Source organism: Streptomyces sp. NPDC019890, from assembly GCF_044903445.1.
In the GTDB taxonomy this organism is placed as follows: Bacteria; Actinomycetota; Actinomycetes; order Streptomycetales; family Streptomycetaceae; genus Streptomyces.
On the sequence record NZ_JBJDQK010000003.1, the window covers coordinates 649,773 to 672,742 of the forward strand.

Annotated in this window: 24 protein-coding genes; 8 read left to right on the plus strand and 16 right to left on the minus strand. The window is 69.5% G+C overall.

The annotated features are described in order from the left end of the window. Window positions 1–35 precede the first annotated feature (35 nt). The gene (locus tag ACI2LP_RS11345; protein ID WP_404724255.1) at window positions 36–518 is read left to right on the plus strand and encodes an ATP-binding protein; all 483 of its coding nucleotides are present in this window, start codon (window positions 36–38) and stop codon (window positions 516–518) included. A 98-nt stretch (window positions 519–616) separates the two neighbouring features. Here ACI2LP_RS11345 and ACI2LP_RS11350 read toward each other — a convergent pair whose 3' ends face one another. After that, window positions 617–1,711, minus strand: coding sequence for a bifunctional succinyldiaminopimelate transaminase/glutamate-prephenate aminotransferase (locus ACI2LP_RS11350; RefSeq protein ID WP_404724256.1), 1,095 nt, complete (start codon window positions 1,709–1,711; stop codon window positions 617–619). A 100-nt stretch (window positions 1,712–1,811) separates the two neighbouring features. Beyond that, window positions 1,812–2,132, minus strand: coding sequence for a ferredoxin (gene fdxA / locus ACI2LP_RS11355; protein WP_018089397.1), 321 nt, complete (start codon window positions 2,130–2,132; stop codon window positions 1,812–1,814). A 114-nt stretch (window positions 2,133–2,246) separates the two neighbouring features. Between fdxA and ACI2LP_RS11360 the strand changes: the two genes are divergently transcribed. The 4 genes from ACI2LP_RS11360 (at window position 2,247) to ACI2LP_RS11375 (ending at window position 6,367) form a co-directional block, all read left to right on the plus strand. After that, on the plus strand, window positions 2,247–3,242 hold the full coding sequence (locus ACI2LP_RS11360) for a GNAT family N-acetyltransferase (RefSeq protein ID WP_404724257.1): 996 nt from the start codon (window positions 2,247–2,249) through the stop codon (window positions 3,240–3,242). A gap of 17 nt (window positions 3,243–3,259) precedes the next feature. After that, complete coding sequence (locus ACI2LP_RS11365) at window positions 3,260–4,111, plus strand: transglutaminase-like domain-containing protein (RefSeq protein ID WP_404724258.1); 852 nt, start codon at window positions 3,260–3,262, stop codon at window positions 4,109–4,111. A 180-nt stretch (window positions 4,112–4,291) separates the two neighbouring features. After that, window positions 4,292–4,552, plus strand: coding sequence for a hypothetical protein (locus ACI2LP_RS11370; RefSeq protein ID WP_404724259.1), 261 nt, complete (start codon window positions 4,292–4,294; stop codon window positions 4,550–4,552). A 633-nt stretch (window positions 4,553–5,185) separates the two neighbouring features. Continuing rightward, window positions 5,186–6,367, plus strand: a complete 1,182-nt coding sequence (locus tag ACI2LP_RS11375; RefSeq protein WP_404724260.1) for a hypothetical protein — start codon at window positions 5,186–5,188, stop codon at window positions 6,365–6,367. A 254-nt stretch (window positions 6,368–6,621) separates the two neighbouring features. Here the strand turns inward: ACI2LP_RS11375 and ACI2LP_RS11380 are convergent, their stop codons facing one another. Then, window positions 6,622–7,356 carry a hypothetical protein gene (locus ACI2LP_RS11380; protein ID WP_404724261.1) on the minus strand — a complete coding sequence of 245 codons (735 nt, stop codon included), beginning with the start codon at window positions 7,354–7,356 and terminating at the stop codon, window positions 6,622–6,624. 249 nt (window positions 7,357–7,605) lie between these two features. Here ACI2LP_RS11380 and ACI2LP_RS11385 point away from each other — a divergent pair, with 249 nt between their 5' ends. Beyond that, complete coding sequence (locus ACI2LP_RS11385; protein ID WP_404724262.1) at window positions 7,606–8,019, plus strand: hypothetical protein; 414 nt, start codon at window positions 7,606–7,608, stop codon at window positions 8,017–8,019. 56 nt (window positions 8,020–8,075) lie between these two features. Further along, window positions 8,076–8,435, plus strand: coding sequence for a helix-turn-helix transcriptional regulator (locus ACI2LP_RS11390; protein WP_404724263.1), 360 nt, complete (start codon window positions 8,076–8,078; stop codon window positions 8,433–8,435). A 165-nt stretch (window positions 8,436–8,600) separates the two neighbouring features. Here ACI2LP_RS11390 and ACI2LP_RS11395 read toward each other — a convergent pair whose 3' ends face one another. The 10 genes from ACI2LP_RS11395 to ACI2LP_RS11440 all read right to left on the minus strand — a co-directional run bounded on the left by ACI2LP_RS11395 (window position 8,601) and on the right by ACI2LP_RS11440 (window position 17,389). Then, window positions 8,601–9,089: an RICIN domain-containing protein gene (locus ACI2LP_RS11395; RefSeq protein WP_404724264.1), complete on the minus strand. Its 489-nt coding sequence runs from the start codon at window positions 9,087–9,089 to the stop codon at window positions 8,601–8,603. Window positions 9,090–9,194: 105 nt separating this feature from the next. Next, the gene (locus tag ACI2LP_RS11400; protein WP_404724265.1) at window positions 9,195–9,572 is read right to left on the minus strand and encodes a hypothetical protein; all 378 of its coding nucleotides are present in this window, start codon (window positions 9,570–9,572) and stop codon (window positions 9,195–9,197) included. A 197-nt stretch (window positions 9,573–9,769) separates the two neighbouring features. Further along, window positions 9,770–10,375 carry a response regulator gene (locus ACI2LP_RS11405; RefSeq protein WP_404724266.1) on the minus strand — a complete coding sequence of 202 codons (606 nt, stop codon included), beginning with the start codon at window positions 10,373–10,375 and terminating at the stop codon, window positions 9,770–9,772. Then, window positions 10,372–11,520, minus strand: coding sequence for a sensor histidine kinase (locus ACI2LP_RS11410; protein ID WP_404724267.1), 1,149 nt, complete (start codon window positions 11,518–11,520; stop codon window positions 10,372–10,374). Before ACI2LP_RS11410 ends, ACI2LP_RS11405 begins: the two co-directional genes overlap by 4 nt. Beyond that, on the minus strand, window positions 11,517–12,257 hold the full coding sequence (locus tag ACI2LP_RS11415) for an ABC transporter permease (RefSeq protein ID WP_404724268.1): 741 nt from the start codon (window positions 12,255–12,257) through the stop codon (window positions 11,517–11,519). Before ACI2LP_RS11415 ends, ACI2LP_RS11410 begins: the two co-directional genes overlap by 4 nt. Further along, window positions 12,254–13,183, minus strand: coding sequence for an ABC transporter ATP-binding protein (locus tag ACI2LP_RS11420; protein WP_404724269.1), 930 nt, complete (start codon window positions 13,181–13,183; stop codon window positions 12,254–12,256). Before ACI2LP_RS11420 ends, ACI2LP_RS11415 begins: the two co-directional genes overlap by 4 nt. 142 nt (window positions 13,184–13,325) lie before the next feature. Beyond that, the gene (locus tag ACI2LP_RS11425) at window positions 13,326–15,569 is read right to left on the minus strand and encodes a hypothetical protein (RefSeq protein ID WP_404724270.1); all 2,244 of its coding nucleotides are present in this window, start codon (window positions 15,567–15,569) and stop codon (window positions 13,326–13,328) included. 236 nt (window positions 15,570–15,805) lie between these two features. Beyond that, on the minus strand, window positions 15,806–16,219 hold the full coding sequence (locus ACI2LP_RS11430) for a DUF6113 family protein (RefSeq protein ID WP_404724271.1): 414 nt from the start codon (window positions 16,217–16,219) through the stop codon (window positions 15,806–15,808). 40 nt (window positions 16,220–16,259) lie between these two features. Continuing rightward, window positions 16,260–17,147: an N-acetyl-1-D-myo-inositol-2-amino-2-deoxy-alpha-D-glucopyranoside deacetylase gene (mshB, locus tag ACI2LP_RS11435; RefSeq protein WP_404724272.1), complete on the minus strand. Its 888-nt coding sequence runs from the start codon at window positions 17,145–17,147 to the stop codon at window positions 16,260–16,262. Window positions 17,148–17,194: 47 nt separating this feature from the next. Further along, window positions 17,195–17,389, minus strand: coding sequence for a hypothetical protein (locus tag ACI2LP_RS11440; protein WP_142213873.1), 195 nt, complete (start codon window positions 17,387–17,389; stop codon window positions 17,195–17,197). Window positions 17,390–17,545: 156 nt separating this feature from the next. On the opposite strand from ACI2LP_RS11440, the gene ACI2LP_RS11445 reads away from it, so the two are divergent. After that, window positions 17,546–19,681, plus strand: coding sequence for a prolyl oligopeptidase family serine peptidase (locus ACI2LP_RS11445; RefSeq protein ID WP_404724273.1), 2,136 nt, complete (start codon window positions 17,546–17,548; stop codon window positions 19,679–19,681). A 17-nt stretch (window positions 19,682–19,698) separates the two neighbouring features. On the opposite strand, the gene ACI2LP_RS11450 is transcribed toward ACI2LP_RS11445, so the two are convergent. The 3 genes from ACI2LP_RS11450 to ACI2LP_RS11460 form a co-directional block, all read right to left on the minus strand. After that, window positions 19,699–20,730 (minus strand): hypothetical protein, encoded by a 1,032-nt coding sequence (locus ACI2LP_RS11450; RefSeq protein WP_404724274.1) that lies wholly within the window; start codon window positions 20,728–20,730, stop codon window positions 19,699–19,701. Between the two features lie 215 nt (window positions 20,731–20,945). Further along, entirely contained in the window at window positions 20,946–21,998 is a 1,053-nt protein-coding gene (locus ACI2LP_RS11455; protein WP_404724275.1) for an ABC transporter ATP-binding protein, read from the minus strand. After that, window positions 21,991–22,965 carry an ABC transporter ATP-binding protein gene (locus ACI2LP_RS11460; RefSeq protein WP_404724276.1) on the minus strand — a complete coding sequence of 325 codons (975 nt, stop codon included), beginning with the start codon at window positions 22,963–22,965 and terminating at the stop codon, window positions 21,991–21,993. Before ACI2LP_RS11460 ends, ACI2LP_RS11455 begins: the two co-directional genes overlap by 8 nt. Window positions 22,966–22,970 lie beyond the last annotated feature (5 nt).

Sequence of the window (22,970 nt, forward strand, 5' to 3'; positions counted from 1 at the left end):
ACCATTCCAACGTCCTTCTCGTCTCAAGGAGCATCATGTCCCTCCCCCTGACCCGTCGGATCGCCCGTGCCGCGCTGCTCATCGCGGCGGGCGCAGCCCCCGTGGTCGGTGCGGCCGGCTCCGCAAGCGCCGTCGACGTCCCGCAGGCCCCGCTCGGCGGCCTCACCGCGCTCGACGCCGACGGCCTCAGCGGCACGGTCGACGGTGCCACCCAGAAGACCTCCGACATGGCGGGCAACACCGGCGGCGAGGCGGTCAAGCAGACCCTCCCGGCCGCGGCCAAGACCGTCGGCAAGGCGGGCAGGACCGCGACCCCCGCCGCGCAGAAGGCCGCCGGTGACACGGCCGGCAGCGCGGGCAAGGTCGTCGGCGAGACCGCCGGCACCGCGACCGAGTCGCTCGGCGGCGGTGGCCTGCCGACCGGGTCGCTCGGCGGCGGCCTGCCGACCGACGGGCTCGCCGGTGGCGGCCTCCCCGCCACCGACCAGCTGCCCGTGCAGTCGCTGCCGCTCGGCTAGGTCCGGACAGGGGCCTGGTCCCCCAGTCCCCGCCCATGAAGTAGTCCCCCACAGGAAAGGCCCCGGGAGCGTGTGCTCCTGGGGCCTTTTCGTCATGCTCAGCCCAGGCGCTTGACCGCTGCCTCGACACGCTCGTCGGTCGCGGTGAACGCCACCCGTACGAAACGCTCACCTGCCGTTCCGTAGAAGTCGCCGGGCGCCACCAGAATGCCGAGCTCCGCCAGGTGCGCCACCGTGTCCCAGCACGGCTCGTCGCGCGTCGCCCACAGATACAGGCTGGCCTCGCTGTGCTCGATCCGGAAGCCGTGCCCCTCCAGCGCGGTGCGCAGGGCGGCGCGCCGGGCCGCGTACCGCGCCCGCTGCTCCGTGACATGCGCGTCGTCGCCGAGCGCCGCGACGGTGGCGGCCTGCACCGGCGCGGGGGTCATCATCCCGCCGTGCTTACGGATCTGGAGCAGCTCGCCCAGCACGGCCTCGTCACCGGCGATGAACGCGGCGCGGTAGCCCGCCAGGTTGGAGCGCTTGGACAGGGAGTGGACGGCGACGACGCCCTCGTACGTACCGCCGCAGACGTCCGGGTGCAGGACGGAGACCGGCTCCGCCTCCCAGCCGAGCTCCAGGTAGCACTCGTCGCTGAAGACCAGCACGCCGTGCTCGCGCGCCCACGCGACGATCCGGATCAGCTCCTCCTTGGCCAGCACCCGGCCGGTGGGGTTGGAGGGCGAGTTGAGCCAGAGCAGCTTCAGACCGGCCGGGTCGAGGTCCGTGGGGTCGTCGTAGAGGACGGCCTCGGCGCGAGCCAGCCGGGCGCCCACCTCGTACGTCGGGTAGGCGAGCCGCGGACAGCCGACCTTGTCGCCGGGACCGAGACCCAGCTGCGTCGGCAGCCAGGCCACCAGCTCCTTGGAGCCGACGACGGGCAGGACGTTCGTGTGCGCGACGTCGACCGCGCCGAGCCGCATCTCGACCCACCCGGTGAGCGCGTTCCGCAGCTCGGCCGTCCCCCACACCGTCGGATAGCCGGGCGAGTCCGCGGCCTCGACGAGAGCCTTCTGGATCAGCTCGGGGACGGGGTCGACGGGCGTGCCGACGGAGAGGTCCACGATGCCGTCGGGGTGGGCCGCGGCCGTCGCCTTGTACGGCTCGAGCTTGTCCCAGGGGAAGACGGGAAGGCGCGAAGAGACTGCGGACACAGGTTTCTCTTTCTCGTACGTGGAGCGGTGGCGGCGGCAAACGCCTCGGTCCCGTACGGACGACGAACCGTACGGGACCGGGGGCGAAGCACTTGCCGGCTTACTGGTTCTGCGGCGGCAGTGCAGCGATGAAGGGGTGGTCGCGCTCGATCAGGCCGAGCTTGGAAGCACCACCGGGCGAACCGAGCTCGTCGAAGAACTCGACATTCGCCTTGTAGTAGTCCTTCCACTCCTCCGGGGTGTCGTCCTCGTAGAAGATCGCCTCGACCGGGCAGACCGGCTCACAAGCACCACAGTCGACGCATTCGTCCGGGTGGATGTACAAGGACCTGGAGCCCTCGTAGATGCAGTCGACGGGGCACTCCTCGATGCACGCCTTGTCCTTGACGTCGACACAAGGCTGCGCGATGACGTAGGTCACGCTGTCGTTCCTCCTCGGTAGGGCTGGCATTGCGCGGGAGCGCGGCGTCGTCGATGCCCGCCCCTAGTATCTCCGTTCTTGGGGACGATCCGAACAGGAGGGGCTCGCAGAGCTGTGGAATTCACTGGCGGCGGACGGCTCGAAGTCCGTATTACACCCGCTGACGTGGGAAAACGTGTATCAGTGAGGCGTCTGAGCGACACCGGCGGGGGGCCCGAGAAGTTCACGGACACGGTCGGCGTTCTCACATCCTGGAACGAGGGTGTGCTGCTGATCACACGAAGGACCGGAGAGAGCGTCCGTATCCCGGAATCGACCCTGGTCGCGGGCAAGGTCGTGCCTGCCGCACCGGCCCGGCGAAGGGGTCCTGCGGCGGACTTCGAAGAGCTTGCCAGGGTCACCGCGCGCGCCTGGCAGCCGGTGGAGAGCGAGCGGCTCGGCGACTGGGAGCTGCGGGCGTCGTCCGGGTTCACACGGCGCGCGAACTCCGTGCTGCCGCTCGGTGACCCGGGGCTGCCGCTGGACCGGGCCCTGGCGCAGGTCCGGGCGTGGTACGAGAGGCGGGGCCTGCCCGCGTACATCCAGACCGCGACCGGGGCGGCGGGGACACAGGAGGAGCTCTGCGCCGAGCTGGAGACGCGCGGCTGGCAGCGCGAGGTCTCGGCGGAGGTGCGGATCGGCTCGCTCGCCGCCATCGCCGACCTGGACACGGACGTGACGCGGGTGCGGCTGGCGCGCTCCTTCGACGAGGCGTGGCTCCAGCGCTACCAGCGGTTCGGTGTGCCCGGCCCACATGTGCTGAAGGTACTGAGCAGCGGCCCTTCGGTGTGGTTCGCCTCGGTGCCCGGCGAGGGTGGTGTCCCTGCGGCGATCGGGCGGTGTGTGGTCGACGGACGCTGGGCGGGCTTCATGGCGGTGGAGGTGGACCCGGCGCTGCGGCGCCAGGGCATCGCGACCACGGTGATGACCGCGCTCGCGCGGCGCGCGCTGGAGGAGGGCGCATCGGCGGCGTGGCTCCAGGTGGAGTCCGACAATGAAGGGGCGCGGGCGCTGTACGAGGGGATGGGCTTCGCGGCCCACCACCGCTATCACCACTTCCGAGCTGCGTAGGCGGGTACAAATCGCGTATGTACGACGAACCCCCCGACATGCCTGTCGACCGGCGGCGGCAGTTCGCCGAGGAGGCCCGCTGCGAGCGGCCCGACCTCTCGCTGCTGTGCCTGCTGGTGGGCACGGTGGCGGATCCGGCGCTGGACGACGCCGGCCTGGACGCGGCCCAGATCGAACTGGACCGCCTCGCGGGCATGCTCCCCTTCGGCCTGACGGGACCCCGCGCCTGGGCCACGGCCCTGGCCGACCTGCTCGGCGGTCGTTGCGACTTCAGGGGCAGCCCGGGCGACTATCAGCGTCTTGAGTCGTCGCTGCTGCACGAGGTGCTGCGGCGCCGCCGTGGCCTGCCCATCCTGCTCTCGGTGGTGTGGATCGAGGTGGCGCGCCGGGCGGGCGCACCCGTGTACGGAGTCGCCCTGCCCGGCCATTTCGTGGTCGGCTTCGGCGACCCGGCCACTCCGGACGAGCAGGTCCTCGTCGACCCCTTCGACGGCGGCCGACTGCTGACGGGCTCCGACGCGGACCTACTGGTCGCGGGGGCGACGGGGGCGCCGCTGGACCCGTCGATGCTGACCCCGGCGGATCCGCTCGACCTCGTACTGCGCATTCTGAACAACATCCGCGCATGGGCGGCGGCCCGGCCGGAACAGTCGGAGGTCGCGCTGTGGGCGCTCGACCTGTCGTTGCTGCTGCCCTCGCATCCCGCGCGGCTGCGGTACGAGCGGGCACAGCTGCTCGTACAGCGCGGGGAGTTCCTGACGGGTGCGGCAGAGCTCGACGCGTACGCGGAGGTGGTGGCCGCGGTGGACCCGGCGACGGCGGACGTCATCAAGGAGAGGGCGCGGGCAGCGCGGGCGATGCTCAACTGAGTTCCGGACGTCCTGGATGTGCCCATCTCCAGCACCACGCCCGCGCGTGAGGTTGATCTCAGAGACGTCCGTACGCTCCGTGAACATCCGCGGCATGCGCAGAAAGTGCCATGATGAGTTGTCCAGGCTGCCCTTACCTGCGCGTCGGACGACGCCGACGCCCAACAGCAAGGAACCGACATGGCCACCGGAGCGACCGACAGCCCTGCAACCCTCTACGGGCCGGTCTCCCTCGTCCTCGGCACCGTCGCCCTGATCGCCGCAGTGTTCTCCGGCTTCGTCGGAATCGCGATCCCGCTCCTGGCCGGCAGCCTCGCCGTCACCTTCGGAGTCGTCGGCCTGGTCAACAAGCTCAACCGAGGCCAGTGCGCCATCGGACTGGCCACCGGATCCCTCGGCGTGCTCTACCCGGTCCTCCTCGTCGCTGCCTTGAACGCCTGACGCGTCCTCCCCCAGAACGGGGAGGACATCCGACCCCGGCCGTTCTTCCTGTCGTGCGGCGCCACGTCATGGCGCCATGGAAAGCCGGACCGCCGTAGAGAGAAGGGCCCCCACGCGATGCGCGTGGCGGGCCCCCCTCTTTTTTGGCACCGCGAATTGCAACCGCGTCTGCTGCCCACCTGACCGGTCGGTCCGTCATGGCACACGAAAAGCCCCTGCCCTTTCGGGCACTGCCCCAGGAGACACTTACGCCCCACCCCTCCTCCTCCCTAGGGTCGTTGACGCAGCCCTGACAGAAGGAGGCGAAGGGCGGTGTGAGCCCCTTTGAGGGGCCCATGCAGGAGGCGTCGATGGCGGCGGCGTCCAGCAACAGCGGGCCGGCTCTGCGCAGTTCGGTCAGCAGTGCCTGGTGCAGACAGGGCCAGACCCCAGCTGCGGCAAATCCGTCCGCCGGCACATCTCTCCAGCTCACGCCTTTCGCAGAACGTAGACGACGCCCGCACGGCGAGACGGTCGTCCACCGGCTGCTGCCCGCCCGGAAGCGGTGGCGCGGCAGAGGCCGGGCAGACAGGAGCGGGATATCCGCTCCCACACGTCGTCAGTGGCATTGAAGAAGATGAAGGGAAACAAATAATGCAGCTTTCTCGTGTTGCCAAAGTGACGGCGCTGTCCTTGGCTCCGCTCACGCTTGTCGCGGGCGGGTTCCAGGCGTTCGCCTCCACCAACTCCCCCTCCGACCAGGCGCCGCGGCCGGGCGCTGCGGCGTTCTCCGTATCCGCACTGTCCTCCGAGGGGCTGAAGGACATGTCCGGCGTCAGCGCGAACAGCGCCGAGGGCAAGGCCCTTCAGACGCAGGGGTTCGGCGTCATGCGGGCGGCTTCGGGTGAAACCGCGGTCGTCGACAGTTCCATGGCCCGCGAGGGAATCACCGCGGCGGCCGGCAAGGGCTTCGTGGAGCTGTCGTGGCGGGGCTACGCGAAGGACGCCCGCTACGTGATCGCCCGGGACGGCAAGGACGTAGCCACCCTGGCCGCGGGGGTGACGTCCTTCCGCGACACGAACGTGAAGCCCGGCGCCGATTACAACTACCAGGTCGTGCCGCTGCTGCCGAAGAGCGCCGATCCGGAGTCCCGGCTTTACGGCATGAAGGTGTCCGTCCCCGCCTCCGGATCACTGACGGGTCTGCGCAAGGAGGCGGTCGAGCGGGCGGCTGCCGCAGGCGTGGCCAAGACGTCCACGTTGTCCTGGGTCGGCTTCATCCCGCAGAAGAAGGTCGACGCTCCCCTGGCGGGCTGTGAGTACGGCAGGAACTTCCAGTTCGGCGGCGACGGACACTCCGACTTCAACTGGAAGTCGAGCAAGTACCGCTTCGCCCTGCACGCGACCGTCACGTGGAAGTCCAAGGCGGTGGTGGCCAACAAGCACATCCAGCCCACTCACGTGTACGTGAAGAAGACCGGCAAGTACGTCACCAAGAAGACCGCCAGCGCCAAGGACACTTACGCCAAGAAGCTGGGGTCGGGCAAGAACTACGTGGACCTGCGGATGGTCGTACACGCCACCAACCCCTTCTGCAAGGGCCTGGGCGGAGTCAAGGGGGCTGCCGACGGGGCCTTCACCATCAACCTGACCACGAGCGGGAACTACACCATCCGCTCCGGCAAGCACCGCCTGTTCCCGAACCACCACATCTACATCTACGACGGCGGCAAGGTCACCAACGTGTACACGCGGAAGTACGCCAGCGTCGCCTGCCTGATCGGTTCGGTCACCTGCCCCGAGGCCGACCTGACGGGCCGCTACGGCAAGTTCTGACCTCAGCGACAGGCTTCCTCTCAGGGTGCGTGCCGGGCGTCTTGTACGCCTGGCACGCACCCTGTCGTCTTCGACCCGGAGCGCCGCAGCCATCCGCCCGGGCCTGCAGCCTGGTCAGCAGTGGCGATCGGACGCCGTCGTGCTGCCGGCGTCGGAAAAGGGAGTGGCGGCGCGGCTCGTGGGAGATGAGCCGCGCCGCCAAAGGGAACTGACCGGTGACCAGCCACTCAGCCGGCTGATCGGTTATCAGGTGGTCAGCGGTTGGCCAGAATCGCCTTCCAGTAGCCGGAGCCGCTGGTGACGTTCTGGTCCTTGATGACCTTCTTGCCGAACGACTGGTAGTTCGGCGTCGCGGTCCACCTGGTGCCCGCGAGGTAGCCGCCGATGACCTTGCGGGCCTCGATCTTGCCGGCGATGACCCCGATCGCCGCGTTGACGTTGGTCACCTTCGCCTCACCGCGTACGAAGCTGCCCGGCTTGGCGGCCTTGGCCTGGTACTTCACCGAGACCTGCTCGCTGGTGACCGGGATGCCGTAGATCCGCTCGGTCACGGTGAAGGTGACCGTGGTGGTTCGCTGCTTGTCCTTGCCCTGGACCGTCCTGACGGTCTTGAGGAAGTTGACGTCCGCGTTGTACGGGGTTACCACCCGCAGGTCACGGTTGACCGTGCCCTTCATCGACGCGGTCAGCGCTGTGTAGACACCGCGGTTCTGGAGGTAGTTGACGAACTTGACCTTCTTGGCCTGCGGCAGCTTGTTGAACTGCGCCAGGGTCTGCTTCGCCTCGGGCTTCCTCGACGTCTTGAGGTAGCTGACATAGCCGCTCACGGTCAGCTTCTTCGCCGCGGCCTCGGCCTGCACGCCCGCCACAGCGGCGGGGGCGGACGGGGCAGCGGTGGCCGCGGAGGCGGCCGGGGCGAGAACCGCGACCGCTGCGGCGCCGGCGACGACGGCGGTGGATATACGACGCATGGTGGGTCCGGTGTTCACTACTGCTTCTCCTCTTCGTACGGGTGTGCTCCGTGCACAACGACCCTACGAATTCGCGCAGTTGCCCGGTATTGACTCTTCGGGTGCTGCCCTGTCGGGCACCTCCCTGATGGCCAACATGCCTCACCATGCCACAAGTTACTGCCGTGTATCTGTCAGAGCGATCAGTTAGGTTGGATCTCGACTGCCGCCGCACTCGGGGCACGGGGCTTCGCTGGGACGAGCGGCATCAGGGAGATGAATTCGCATATGCGAACCAACCGCACCACTGCAAGCGTCCTTCTCACCCTGGCCACGACAACCGCCGCGCTTCTCGCCGGCTCGCAGGCGTATGCGGCAGAGAAGTTCTACGACGTGCACAACAAGAACCACACCCGGGCGACCCTGCTCGTCGCAGACCGGGAGAAGGACCTCCTCCACAGCCTCTCCGGTGACTACACCGCCCCCAAGAAGGGCGGCACCTACCAGATGCGTGTGATCGTCGACGAGCCGAACAAGGCTCCCAGGGCGTTCACCGGCTGGAAGAACGCGAAGTACGTCGGCGAGATCAGCCACGTCTACCGCGCCAGCTGGGGACTCAAGAAGCCGGCGAAGTTCCCCAACGGAACCACGATCCACGTCCAGATCAAGGGCCACGGGACCACCCCTCGCTTCGCTCTCTGACCTGTACGCAGCGACCGCACCAACTGACCGGTGGCGCGGATCTTTTCTTGGGGGAAATGTTGAAAAGGCGAACGAATCGAGAGGACATCGCGCTGTGCCCCTACGGGGGCCCGGGGACTGGGCCGTTCGATGCTCCCTGGGACATCGGCCGGCTCACTGACCGGGAAAGGCAGGTTCTGCTGCTTCTCGGTGGTGGCCTGTCCAACCGTGAGCTGTCCCTGAAGCTCGGGATAGCTGAACGTACCGTCAAGGCGCACATCTCGCGGATACTGGCCAAACTCTGCCAGACGTCACGCCTGCAAGCTGCGGTGATCTCAGTCCTGGCGCACGACCGGCTGTGCCCGGACCCGCGGTGCACCACACACCTGCCGCTGATCCCCACCCAACCCCATTGCGTGCCCTCTCACGCGGCCTAGCACGGCAATTGTGCTTGAGGTGACGAGGTCACAGCCCTACGGGCTGTGACCTCGTACCGGAAGTATCCCCACTTGCTCACCAGACGGCGGAGTTGCTCCGCGCTCCCACGCGACGAAGGGGCCCGTCGCACACGCCGTGCGGCGGGCCCCTCCTCGTTCAGGTGCTCAGGAGGTGCCCCACTCCTCGGCCTTGCGGTTGCCGCACTTGGAGATGACGGACTTCGTACCGCTCGTGTCGTTACGGGAGATCAGGCACTTGCCCGCCCACTTGCTGATGATGCGGCTGCCGGAAAGGACCCACTGCTGGGTTTTCGTGGAGGCGTTGCACGGCCGCTGGGTGATGGCCGCCCCGTTGCTCGTGCTCGATATGCCCATGCACTTGCCCGACCGCTTGTTCTTGATGGTGTAGACACCCTGGGAGTTGCCCTTGAGCGTCCATTTCTGATCGGCGGCCGTGGAACAGCGGCTCTGCATGACCGGCGCATTGTTGCCGGTCTTCCCGTTCACCGACAGGCACAGATTCTTCGCGCTCCAGACCTTCTGAAGGCGCACGTTGGTGTAGGCGGCGGTGCCGGCGTTCGCCGGCGCCGCGGAGACGGCGAACATGGACACGGCCGCGCCGGTGAGCACAAGGGCTCGGGCTGCTTTATGCATGGACCCATTTCTCCTTTTCGAGTGGAAGTGCAGCAGGCGCAATGCCTTGTGACAGCCGGAGGGGCCCCGCCAGGCAGCGGGCCCCTCTTGCGCGCCCGGACGGGGCTACTGGACGCCGCCGGACACCTTCTTGCCCTTCTTCGAGTAGTGCAGGGTGAAGTAGTACTTACCGGCACTCATCTGCTTGAACGGCGCCATCCAGCACACGTTGCTGTCCTTGCCGCTCAGCTTCTGGATCAACGGGTCCTTGCCCTTGACCTGCTTGTAGAGCTCGGCGGTGAACTTCGTCCTCCCGTTACCCTTGACACAGACGTTCAGGAAGTGCTTGCCCTTCGTGACGCTGCGCACCGGCGAGGACTGGGAGGCCTTCCCGTTGCTCGTGAACGAGGTCTGCCAGGCCAGCGCATCACCCGCGCTGCCCAGCCCCACCGCGAGCGCCATCGCGCCCACACCGGCCGCCTTCGCGAATCGCTGCTTGATCATCGTCGCCCCCAACATGACGCGTCCAGCACGAGGACACACCCGCCCCCGTACGTGCCCGGAAGATCACCAGGCACCGCTCGTGACGGTAGCCACGACCATCACATCGGCGCGTCCGGCGTCGGGGAGGTGTACCAAAGGGCAGTGCCCCAACGGCCGGTGATCGACGCCTGCCCCTCGAACTCCAGAGCAGGGCCCGCCTACAGCCAGCCCTTCTCGCGCGCCGTCCGCACGGCCTCCGCCCGGTTTCTGACCGCCAGCTTCTGGATCGCCGTCGACAGGTAGTTGCGCACCGTCCCCTGCGACAGATGCAGCCGCGTCGCCAGTTCCGCGTTCGTCGCGCCGTCCGCCGCCGCCCGCAGTACCTCGCGTTCCCGGTCGGTCAACGGGTTGGCGCCCTCCGCCAGAGCCGCCGCCGCCAGGCCCGGGTCGATGACGCGTTCGCCCGCGAGCACCTTGCGTACCGCGTCGGCCAGCTGGGCCGCGGGGGCGTCCTTCACCAGAAAGGCGTCCGCGCCCGATTCCATCGCGGTGCGGAGGTAGCCGGGGCGGCCGAAGGTCGTGAGGATGACGATCTTCACCGCGGGGAACTCCGCGTGGAGTTCGCGGGCCGCCTCGATGCCCGTCCTGCCCGGCATCTCGATGTCGAGCAGGGCCACATCCACCTCGTGGGCGCGGGCCGCCGCCAACACCTCGTCACCGCGGGCGACTTGGGCGACCACCTCGAAGTCCGGGTCCAGGCCGAGCAGCGCCGCAAGGGCCTCGCGGACCATCGACTGGTCTTCGGCCAGGAGGAGTCGGATCATGAGGCGGATCCTAGAGGGACCCGGACGGTGAGGGTGAAGCCGCCGGCTCTTCCGGAGCCGGTGCTCACCGTGCCGCCGACCTCCGTGACGCGTTCCCTAAGTCCGGTGAGCCCGTTGCCGAACGTCGCGCTGCCGCCATGGCCGTTGTCCTCCACGGTCAGCTCCAGCATCGGGCCGTCCAGCGTCTGGCGCTGCGTCAGCGCGATGACGCAGCGGTGCGCCCCGCTGTGCCGTACGACATTGGTCACCGCCTCCCGCAGTGACCAGGCGAGCGCCGCCTCCTGCTTCTCGGGGACGTCGGGGGACTCCGTGGGGACCTCGGCCGTGATCCCGGCCGCCGCCAGGGCCGTGCGCGCCCCCGCCAACTCGCCCGGCAGCGTCGGCCGTCGATAGCCGGTGACCGCCTCCCGTACGTCCACCAGCGCCTGTCGGCTGACTTTCTCGATGTCGGCGACCTGCTGGGCCGCCCGCTCCGGCTGGTCGGGCAGCATCCGACCGGCCAGTTCGCTCTTCAGGGTGATCAGGGAGAGGGAGTGGCCGAGGAGGTCGTGCAGGTCCCGGGCCAGCCGCAGGCGCTCTTCGTTCGCGGCGAGCTGGGCGACCGTTGCCCGGGCCTCGCGCAGTTCAACGGTCGTACGCACCAGATGCCGCACGCCCGTCATCGAGAATCCGCCGAGCAGGGCGGGGATGACGACCGCCGGGAGAATGCTCCCCGGGTCGTCGGTCTTCAGGCCGATCAGGACCATCGCCCCCGTGATCCCCGGGATCGCCCAGCGGGCCAGCCGCAGCGGCAGTACCGCTCCGGCCGACACCGACACGTACACGAAGAGCACCAGCCACTCGGAGCCGAGCGTCAGGGACAGGACGACGGAGAGGGAGAAGAGGACGGTGAGTGTGCCGTAGACGGTGGCCTTGGCCAGGGGGCTCGAGGTGTGGCGGAAGACCAGGACCAGATAGACGGCCACGAAGGCCACCAGGCCGAGCCACCCGAGGGCGGTCGGCCAGGCGGCGTGTCCGCCGTTGACGAGGTCACTGACCGGGGCGCCCATGAAGGCCAGCCAGATGCCGATCCACATCAGCTTGATGAAGGCCTGACGGCGCGTGGTCGGCGGGCGCCCGATGCCGGCGAAGGATTCCTCGTTCACGCCTTCAGTGTGTCCTTCCGGTACAGCCAGGCCGCACCCGAGGCAAAGATCAGGAAGTACGCGGCCAGTATCGCAACGTCCTTCAGGTGCGGGGACGTTCCGAGCTCGATGGCCTGGCCGAGGGCCGCGTACGCGTGTGTGGGCAGCCATTCCGCGATGTTCTGCAGCCACTGCGGGTAGACGGTGGTGGGCATCCACAGCCCGCCGAGGATCGAGAGGCCGAAGTACAGGATCATCGTGACGGGCCGTACCGCGTCGCCCGAGACGAGATAGCCGAGGGCCACTCCGAGGGCCGCGAAGCAGAGGCTTCCTGCCCAGATCGCGCCGGTGAGCGCGAGCCACTGCCAGTTCTCCAGGCGTACGTCCTTGGCCGCGGCCGCCACCACGAAGACGATCACGATCGACGGCAGGGTGACCACGGCGGCGCCGGCGATCTTCGCCAGGACATAGCCGCGGCCGGGCAGCGAGGTGAGGCGCAGCTGGCGGACCCAGCCCTTCTCGCGCTCCTTCGCGATCCGTTCGCTGTTGCCCATCAGTACGGCGGTCAGCGCGCCGAAGGACGCCATCGCGACCATGTAGAACGCGGGCATCGTCAGATTGGTGTGCGGGACCTTGGCGGTCGAGTCCTGGGTGCCCGCGATCATCAGGAAGAGCGCGGAGGGATAGATCACCGAGAAGAACATGAACTTCTTGTTCCGCAGGGCGCGCGTGATCTCCAGTTTGATGAGCGTGTTCATGCTGCCTTGGCCTCCTCGGCCTCCGTGATGGCGACGAAGGCCTGCTCCAGGCCCAGTCCTGCGACTTCGAGATTGCGGGGGTAGACCCCGAGTCCGTACAGCGCGTGGACGGTCGCGTCCGCGTCGTGCGACTGCATGCGGACCGTGCGTCCGGACAGGGAGAACGTGGACAGGAACGGCAGCCCGCGCAGCGCGCTCTCGTCGACAGCGCCCTCCAGGTCGAAGGAGATCCGCCGCGCGCCCGCCTTCGCCTTGATCTCGGCGGCCGTGCCGTCGGCGAGGAGACGCCCGCGGTGCAGCACGATCACCCGGTCGGCGATCGCGTCGGCCTCTTCCAGATAGTGCGTGGCGAACAGGACCGTACGGCCCTGCTGGGTCTGCTCGCGCATGGTGGCCCAGAAGGACTGCCGCGCTGTGACGTCCATGCCGGTGGTCGGCTCGTCGAGCACGATGAGGTCATTGGCTCCGGCGGTCGCGAGCGCGAACCGCACGCGCTGCTCCTGGCCGCCGGAGAGCTTGTCGACCATACGGTCGGCGATCTGGGTGATCCCGGCCCGGGACAGCACCTGGTCGACGGGGTAGGGCTTGGGGTGCAGCGCGCAGGCGAGCCGCACCAGTTCGCGGACCTTCACCTCCTCCATCAGGCCGCCGCTCTGGAGCATCGCGCCGACGCGGCCGTCCGTGACGGCCTGCCTCGGGGTCGTACCGAAGAGCTGGATGGAACCGGTGTCGGCGGGGCGCAGGCCGAGGAGCAGGTCGAGGGTGGAGGACTTGCCCGCGCCGTTGGGGCCGAGGAGGGCGACGGTCTCACCCGGGTGAAGCGTCAGCGAGAGGTCGGCCACGGCACGGACCGAGCCGTAGCTCTTGTTCACATTCTCGAAGCTCACCACCGGGGTCGTCACGGTGGGAGCGGCTGTCGTCGTCATGTGCCAAGACTGGCCGTGGGCAGAGGTCCGCCGTCAGTGTCGGCGGTCGTGACTGGGGGATGACAGATGTCATGGCCGCGGTCGTGACAGAGCCCCGGCCCGGGAGGGGGCAGGGGCTCTGATCAGTACGGCAGGCCTGGCGCTAGCTAGGGTCGAGCTCGATCGTGGCGGTGCGCTCGGCAGCCGTCTTGCCGCGCAGCGCCGTCCCCATCGCCTGGGCGACGTCGTCCGCGGTGAGCTGGTGCTTCTTGCCGTCGCCCTTGGTGATCATGATCCCGTCGAAGACGCCGTCGAGGAGCTCGGTGATCGCCTTCTTGTCGTAGACCTCGACCAGCTTCCCGTCGATCGCCTTCATGGAAAGGATCTTCGGCAGCGACTTGGCCGGGCCGAACTGGATCTGCTTGCCGCCCGCCTTGATGGTGATCAGACCGGACATCGCGGGCTCGGCGAACTGCTGCATCGCCCGGTCCAGCTCGGTCTGGGTGATTCTCGGCTCGCGGGTGGCGACGGGCAGTTCGACGAGGTTCGGCCTGCCGGTCTCGACCTGGGCGCGGTAGGCGTCCTTGACCGAGAGCATGGAACGGCCGACGTCCAGCGTCAGGCCCGCCTTGCCCGGTACGGCGACGGCCTTGTTCGGCTCGAACCTGATCGTCCCCTCGCTGGCCGAGCCGGAGATGCCCGCCAGGTCGGTGAGCGCGACGCTCAGCTTCTCCTCGTCGACGAGGATCACCGGTTCTGCGACCCGCTCGCTGCCGAAGAGGGAGCCGATCACCGAGACGGGGTTGTAGTCGCTGCCCGCGGCGTTACGGACGGTGGCCTGGCTGTCCAGGGAGAGCCCGGCCTTGTCCGGGGCGAGCTGCTCCTTCTTGCCGCCGACCGAGAGCTGGAGCGGCTTGGCGGCCTGCTTGCCGAGGGCGGCGTCGAGCTTGCCGACCGCCTCCTCCTTGGTGCCGCCGCCGATGTCGACGCCGAGGACCGTGGTGCTCTTCGGTACGTCGGAGTGGTTCAGCAGCAGTCCGGCGCCGTACGCGATGCCGAGCAGACCGACCACTGCGGCGCCGGCGAGCACCAGCTTGGAGCGGCCCTTCTTGGCGGGTGCGGGCCGGGGTGCGGGCCGCGGGGTCGCGGGGGCCGGAGTCGGCACGACGGGCCCGGCGGGGCCGCCGCCGGGCCCGGCCGGGAACTCCGGTGCGGAGAAATCACCCTCGTCCTGGGGGCCGGGGTATGCCCCGATGACCGGGTTCGGTCCGGTGCCGGGGCCCGGCGGCGGGCCGCCGAGCGGCGGGAAGGGCGAGCGGTGGTCGCTCGGGACGACGGGAATGCCGCTGGTGAGCGTGTCGCCGGAGACATGGCCGACGGGCGGCTCGGGGGCGGGTCCTGCGGGCTTCTGCGGGGTCAGCACGGCGGTGTCGTCGGACATCCGGGGCATGCCGGGACCGCCGGGGAGGCCAGGGCCGCCGGGACCGGGCACGCCGGGAACGCCGGGGACCATCGGACCGGGAACGCCGGGAACGCCGGAGCCGCCGCTCGTGCCGGGAGCGCCCTGGCCGCCGGGGCGCGGGCGGATCGGCATACTGCCCTTGACGGGCCCCGAAGTCGGGCCGGCCGGCGGGCGCACTCCCAGCGGGGGCGTGTTGGTCCCGGACCCGGGAGCGAAACCGTTCGGGCCGGATGCCGGGCCGTCGGCGCTCGCCGCCAGGTCGCTGAGCGAGCCACCGGGGCGGGGCACGCCGGGACCGCCCTGGCCGCCGGGACCGCTGGAGGCAGGACCACCGGAGGCAGGACCGCCCGAGCCGGGACCGTCGGAGAGGTACGGCGAAGACGCGCCGCTGTCGGAGCCGCTCGCGGACGCCGGGCCCGCGGGCGCGCCCGGAGCCGGAGCCGGCGGCTGCGCGGCCGAGGCCGACAGACCCGCCCCGTTCGTGGCGGAAGAGGACTTGCGCGGAGCGAACCAGTCGCTCGCCGGAGCCTTCTCCTCGGTCGGCGGCTCCGCCCCGGGTGCGGCAGTCTCCTGCGTCACATCGGGCCGCGGTGTGCTGCCCGTGCGCTCACTGCTCTGTCTGCCGGAGGAGCCTGTGGAGCCCGAGGAAGCGGCGGACGCCGCCGAGGCGGTGGCCGCGTCCACGTCGCTCATGGGCGTACGCATGACCACCGGCGGGATCGGCCGCGAGCCCGGGATGTTGATCCGGATGCGCGTGGTCAGCGTGGTCTCTGTCCTGGGCTCGTCCGACTGCTGCTCGGGAACCGCGTCGGCCTCGTCCGGTGCGTCCTGCGTGGGATGCAGCGACGGATACTGGCGGGTTCCGTACGGCGGTGTTCCCGAGGGGTACGCGGCTCCACCGCGCCCCTGGGGGCCGGAGGACGAACTGTCAGTTTCACGACTCAAAGCAGGTTCTCCCGGTTGGCTTCGCCGCCCGTTTTTTACTGGATAGCTACTGCTGTGGGCGGCTCGGCGGCGCGCACCACCATACTGGGCGCCGCCGACAGACACCCCGGGACTGTGGGAAGCGACATACCGCCGACCGTACGGGCATGGTCAGTTCAGGGGCTTCCCACCCCTCGGGGCGACCCACCATAGGCGTCTCCCGTACCAACTGCTTGCCGGGGGTTCCCGGGAACCCCTTATGTGCCAAGTCGACTGGGTCTGCCGCCCGGTTGCGAAGGCCTCGACATGGTGGCGCACATCACAGCCACCGCCATTCCGCCGAGCATGTAGACGAGCGGCCCGATCCCGGCGGAGAAGACCCCGTCGCCCTCGGGCCGTCCGATGCTCAGCACCACGATCCCCATCAGCCATCCCACCGCCGGCGCGAGCACGCCGAGCTGGGTGCCGGTTGCCCGCAGCGAGCCGTAGAAGAGACTCGCGGTGGCGAGCAGCGAGAGCAGCAACCCGCCCGGGAACCAGGCCCCTTGGACCAGCGCGCCCGCGATCCCGACCAGCAGGCCGAGCACGGCGAGACCGAGGTACGCGGCGATCCGGCCGGGTCTGGGCGACTGCGCCAGCCAGGAGCCGGCCTGCCCGTCATGTCCGCTCATGCCGCCACTCCTGTCAAGCCCGTCATGCCCGCCGTGCCACTCATGCCGCCACTCCCGCGAAGAGGTCGTGCTCGCGCTCTCCAAGCGGAGTACCCGGCTCACCCCGCACCAACTGGTAGTACTCCGTGACGAAGATCGGCTGCCCCAGATCGTTGGAGAGTGCGAAGAAGGGCCCGTCCACGGCGATTTGGCTGGCATGGGCGCGCATCGCCGCCGCCTTCCGCTCCGCGTACGACGTGCCGTCGATCTCCGCGGTGATCAGGGAATCGTCCACGACACCCGGAATGTCGTCGATCGCCGCGATGCCCGGGAAATCCACTCCCGCCGCCCGCAGCCGGGCGAAGCCCTCCTCGGCCACCGACCGTGGCACCCGGTTCCAGTAGATCTTGGCGATGGCGTGTGCGTCGCCGAGGTCGCGCCGGAAGCCGGGCTCCGCGGCCAGCTCGGCGGCGCGCATCGCGACGCGGTGCGCCTGGATGTGGTCGGGGTGTCCGTAGCCGCCGTCCGGGTCGTACGTCACGAGCACCTGGGGCCGCACGGAGCGGATGATCTCGACGAGGTGCAGGGCCGCCTCGTCCACATCGGTGTTCCAGAACGCGCCGGGGCGGTGGTTCTGTTCGACGCCCATCATCCCGGAGTCCCTGAAGCGGCCGGGGCCGCCGAGGAAGCGGTGGTCGGTGACGCCCAGCTCCTTCATCGCGGCGGCCAGTTCGCCGATGCGATGGGATCCGAGCCGGTCGTCCCGGTCGGGCGCGAGGTGGGCGAGGTCCGGCGGAATGACCTCGCCCTCCTCCCCGAGGGTGCAGGTCACCAGCGTGACCTGGGCACCGGCGGCCGCGTACCGGGCCATCGTGGCGCCGTTGTTGATCGACTCGTCGTCCGGGTGCGCATGCACCAGGAGCAGACGACGGGCGGGAAGGTCCTTCATGCGGGACAGCCTAGGCGTGTCTTTGGGATCAAGCCGGACCCGTCGCGCTAGAACTTGATGCCACCGATCATTCCCGCCACATTCGTGGTCAGCTCATTGATGGTGGGGGCGATGGACGAGCTTGCAAGGTAGAACCCGAGCAACACGCAGACCGCCGCATGCCCACCCTTCAGCCCGGACTTCCGGACCAGCAGGAAGACGACGATCGCCAGCAGCACCACCGCCGAAATCGAGAGTGCCACGGCGGTTCACCTCCACAGATATTCGGTCGGGACGGGCAGGTTGCATGTGCCGGCAGGTTCATACCCACCTTGCGCTACGGATCATAACTATCCGTACCAACGCATCGATCGGTGCACAGCAGCACACGGGGGCGCACGAACGCTAGGTTCGGTCGCATGACCACGAGGCAACAGCTCTCTTTCCCGCGTCAGTACGCCAGGACCCAGCGCTTCACGCTCGGCGCTCCCCGCGCCTTCACCGTGTCGCCGGACGGTTCCCGGGTGGTGTTCCTGCGGTCGGCCTCCGGGACCGACCGGGTGGGCCGGCTCTGGGTGCTGGATCTCGACGGCGATGCCCGCCGGCCGCAGGAACGGTTGGCCGCCGATCCTGACGCGCTGCTGGGCGGGGCGCAGGAGAAGCTCTCCGCGCAGGAGCGGGCCCGGCGGGAGCGCAGCCGTGAGGGGTCGGCGGGAATCGTCGCCTATGCGGTCGACCAGGAGGTCGAGTTGGCGGCCTTCGCGCTCTCCGGGCGGCTGTACGCGGCGGAGCTGCGGGCCGGAACCGCGCGCGAACTGCCCGTGCCCGGGCCGGTGATCGACCCCCGCCCGTCCCCCGACGGCCGCCGTATCGCTTATGTGGCCAAGGGCGCGCTGCGGGTGACCGGCGCGGAGGGCGAGGGGGACCGGGCGCTGGCGGAGCCGGAGGACAAGGACAGCTCGTACGGCCTTGCGGAGTTCATCGCGGCCGAGGAGATGGGGCGTTCGCGCGGCTTCTGGTGGGCGCCCGAGTCGGACCGGCTGCTGGTGGCCCGTGTGGACGAGCGGCAGGTGCAGCGCTGGTGGATCTCCGATCCCGCGCATCCGGACCGGAAGCCGGAGCAGATCGCGTACCCGGCGGCCGGGACGCCCAATGCCGAGGTGCGGCTGTTCCTGGTCACGCTGGACGGGGAGCGTACGGAGGTGACCTGGGACCGGGCCCGGTATCCGTATCTCGCCCGGGTGCACTGGTCTTCGGCGGGCGCTCCGCTGCTGCTCGTTCAGGCACGTGACCAGCGCACCCAGGTGTATCTGGCGGTGGATCCGCAGTCGGGTGCGACCCGGACGGTGCATGTCGACGAGGACCCGGTGTGGCTGGACCTCTTCCCCGGAGTGCCGGCCTGGGCGCCGGACGGCCGGCTGGTGCGGGTCGCGGACGAGGGCGGCGCACGGGTGCTGGCGGTCGGGGACCGGACGCTGACCGGGGCGCAGCTGCAGCTGCGGGCGGTGCTGGACATCGGCGAGAGCGATGTGCTGGTCGCCGCGGCGGCGGGCGAGGAGGCCGCGCAACCGGAGACCGGCGAGATCCATGTCTACCGGGTCAACGAGCTGGGGATCGAGCGGATTTCGGAGGGTCCCGGGGTGCACTCAGCGGTGCGCTCCGGCGGGGTGACCGTGCTAGCGTCCGCGCGCACCGAGGCGAGCGGAACGTCCGTACAGGTCCTGCGGGAGGGCAAGGCGGTCGCGACCGTGGCCTCGTACGCGGAGCAGCCGGTGCTGAGTCCGCGGGTGCGGCTGTGCGAGGGGGGCGTGCGGAGGATTCCGTGCGCGGTCCTGCTCCCCACCGGGTACCAGGAGTCGGACGGCCCGCTGCCAGTGCTGATGGATCCGTACGGCGGACCGCACAGCCAGCGTGTGCTGGCCGCGCACAATCCGTATCTGACCTCGCAGTGGTTCGCGGACCAGGGTTTCGCGGTGATCGTCGCGGACGGGCGGGGGGCTCCCGGGCGCTCCCCCGGCTGGGAGAAGGCGATCAAGGACAACTTTCCGCTCACCCTCGACGACCAGATCGAGGCGCTGCACTCACTGGCCGGTACGTTCCCGCTGGACCTCGGGCGGGTGGGGATCCGCGGCTGGTCGTACGGGGGCTACCTGGCGGCGCTGGCGGTGCTGCGCCGCCCCGACGTCTTCCATGCGGCGGTGGCGGGCGCGCCGGTGAGCGATCTGCGGCTGTACGACACGCATTACACGGAGCGGTATCTGGGCGATCCGGCGGAGCGGCCGGAGGTGTACGCGGCGAACTCCCTGGTGACGGAGGACGGGTTGACGACGCCGGAGAATCCGGCGAGGCCGCTGATGATCATCCACGGCCTGGCGGACGACAATGTGGTGATGGCACATACGTTGCGGTTGTCGGCGGCGCTGTTGGCGGCAGGGCGGGGGCATGAGGTGCTGCCGTTGACGGGGGTTACGCATATGACGCCGCAGGAGCAGATTGCGGAGAATCTGCTGTTGCTTCAGGTGGAGTTCTTGAGGAGGTCGTTGGGGCTGGCGTAGTTGCCCCCACCCGGCCGTCACCAGCCCGGTGGCGGCGACGACGGCGGCGGTGGACCCGAGCCGCCCCCCTGCGCGTAGCCGTACCCCGGCCCCGGCACCGCCCCCTCCCACGCGCTCTGTCCGCGGCGGGCCAGCGCGAGCACCAGTACCAACCCCACCGTCAGTTCGAACAGCCAGGACAGGACGAGCAGTTGGTCCCGCGTCGGCAGACCGCCGAGCCCCGGGATCAGCTCGTTCCGTAGCGCCATGTCGACGCCGCGCCCACCCACCGCGAGCAGGAAAGCCGCCACCACCAGCCCCAGCGGCCGCGAGTACACCGCCTGGAAGAGCGCGCCGAACGCCGCCACCAGAGCGAGTACCACGATCACCGCGGTCAGCCAGCCCGGCGGCGTGCCGAGCAGTGGCAGCAGCACCGACTCGCTGCCGGTGAAGCGGTCCGGATAGCCGCGGCCCCGGTACTGCGTCGCTGTGTGGACCTCCCAGGCCGCCAGCACCCCCGCCGCCGCGCTCAGCAGCAGAAAGGCGAGCACCGACACACCCTGCGTCGGCCGGGTCGGCGTCCGCTCGTGCGCGGCGTACACGGGGTACGCGGGGTACAGGGCGGACTCACCGGGCCCCGCCCTCCGCCCCGCCGCCGCAGTGATGAGCAGCCCCAGGCCAAGGCCGATCGCCGCGAAGGTGAAGTACAGCGCCCGGGTGCGCAGTTCGTCGCCGGCGCGCAGCCCCATCCAGGACGAGCTCAGGACCCACAGCCCGGGCAGCCGCACGGCGAGCGTGATCACGCCCGCGGCCACCAGCGCGGCGGCCGCGACCGGCGAGCGCAGGACGGCGAAGCCCACGGTGGCGTACACCAGGAACAGCACCAGGTCTTCGAGGGTGGTCGTCGGCGGGGCGGAGACGTTGCCGCGGTCGTTTCCGGTCCACACGCGCCAAAGGTCGAGCGGGTCGTCGACGGTCGTGAGATCCCGGACGATCCACGCCCCCACGGCGAGGGCGAGTGCGGCACACAGCACCGCTCCCGTGATCCGGGCTCCCCGCGTGAGAGTCACACTCGCGATGCTGCATCGCTGCGGCCCCTTCAACAAGGGCCCATGCACCGCAAAGGCGACCGGTCGGGGCCACATGGCGAGCCCCGACCGGTCTACGGCACCCGCACGGCCGTACGTTGTTCAGCGTGACGCGTTCGTATATCGGAGCTGCGACGGTCAAGTTGCCTGTGTGTTAAAGAAATTGATGGGCATTTATTGCCCTTTGTCGCTCGTGGTCATCCCACGTCAGGAGCCGCACCCCGCTCCGGCGGCACCACCCGCTTCTCCTCCGCGAAGTGGCACGCCGACGGATGCTCAGCCGGCCCCTCCCCCCGTCGGAACACCTCCGGCACCTCCAGCAGCGGCACCTCCAGCTCGCAGCGCTCCTGCGCCTTCCAGCAACGCGTCCGGAAGCGGCACCCCGAAGGGATGTTCGCCGGCGACGGCACATCCCCGTGCAGGATGATCCGCTCCCGGTACTCCCGCGCCTCCGGGTCCGGTACCGGGACCGCCGACAGCAGTGCCTGGGTGTACGGATGCGTCGGATGCTCGTAGATCTCCTCGTCCTTGCCGATCTCCACGATCCGGCCCAGATACATCACGCCCACCCGGTCCGAGATGTGCCGCACGATCGACAGGTCGTGCGCGATGAACACATAGCTGAGGCTGAAGTCGGTCTGCAGTCTGTCCAGCAGATTGATGACCTGCGCCTGGATCGAGACATCGAGCGCCGACACCGGCTCGTCCGCCACGATGATCTCCGGCTGGAGCGCGAGCCCCCGCGCGATGCCGATCCGCTGCCGCTGACCGCCGGAGAACTGGTGCGGATAGCGGTTGATGTACTCGGGGTTGAGCCCGACGACATCGAGCAGGTCCTGCACCTTCTGCCGGCGCGAGCCCTTCGGCGCGACCTCCGGATGGATCTCGTACGGCTCCCCGATGATGTCCCCGACCGTCATCCGGGGGTTGAGGGACGTATACGGATCCTGGAACACCATCTGGATGTTCCGCCGCACCGCCTTCAGCGCCCGTCCCGACAGCTTGGTGATGTCGTCGCCCTTGTAACGGATCGCCCCCGCCGTCGGCTCCTCCAGATGCACCAGCATCTTCGCCAGCGTGGACTTGCCGCAGCCCGACTCCCCCACGATGCCCAGCGTCTCGCCCGCCACCAGGTCGAGGTCGACCCCGTCCACCGCCTTGACCGCGCCGACCTGCTTCTTGAAGAGGATGCCCCGGGTCAGCGGATAGTGCTTCACCAGGTCGCGGACCTCCAGGATCGCCTCAGCCACGGAGTACCTCCTGCCAGAAGTGGCAGGCACTGCCCCGCTCCGGCGACACCTCGTACAGCGGCGGCTCATCCGTCCGGCACACGTCCTGCGCCAGCGGACAGCGCGGGTGGAAGGCGCAGCCGCGCGGGATGTTCATCAGGTTCGGTGGCAGGCCCTTGATCGCGTACAGCTCCTGGCCCTTCTGGTCGAGTCGCGGGATCGAGTCCAGCAGGCCTTTGGTGTACGGATGGGCCGGAGCCTTGTAGATGTCGTGCACGGGGGCCGTCTCGACGATCCGCCCCGCGTACATCACCGCGATCGTGTCCGCGACGTCCGCGACCACGCCCAGGTCGTGGGTGATCAGGATCAGGCCCATGTTCAGCTCGTTCTGGAGCCCCGCGAGCAGTTCCATCACCTGTGCCTGGACGGTGACGTCGAGCGCGGTCGTCGGCTCGTCGGCGATGATCAGCGACGGCTCCAGTGCCAGCGCCATCGCGATCATGATCCGCTGCCGCATGCCCCCGCTGAACTGGTGCGGATACTGCCCCACCCGCTCCTTCGCCCCCGGGATCCCCACCCGTTCCATCAGTTCGACGGCCTTCGCCCGCGCGTCCTTCCTCGACATCCCCCGGTGGACGGTGAACATCTCCCCGAGCTGGTCACCGACGCTCAGCACCGGGTTCAGCGACGACAGCGCGTCCTGGAAGATCATGGCCATATGGGCCCCGCGGATCTTCCGCCGCTCCTCCTCCTTGAGCTTCAGCAGATCCTGTCCCTTGAAGAGCACCTCGCCACCGGTGATCCGTCCCGGCGGCATGTCCAGAATCCCCATCACGGCCTGCGCGGTGACGGACTTTCCGGAGCCCGATTCGCCGAGCACAGCGAGCGTCCGGCCCTCGTCGACCCTGTAGTTGACGCCGTTGACGGCCTTGGCCACGCCGTCCCGCACACGGAACTCCACGTGCAGATCGCGCACTTCGAGCAACATGGCGG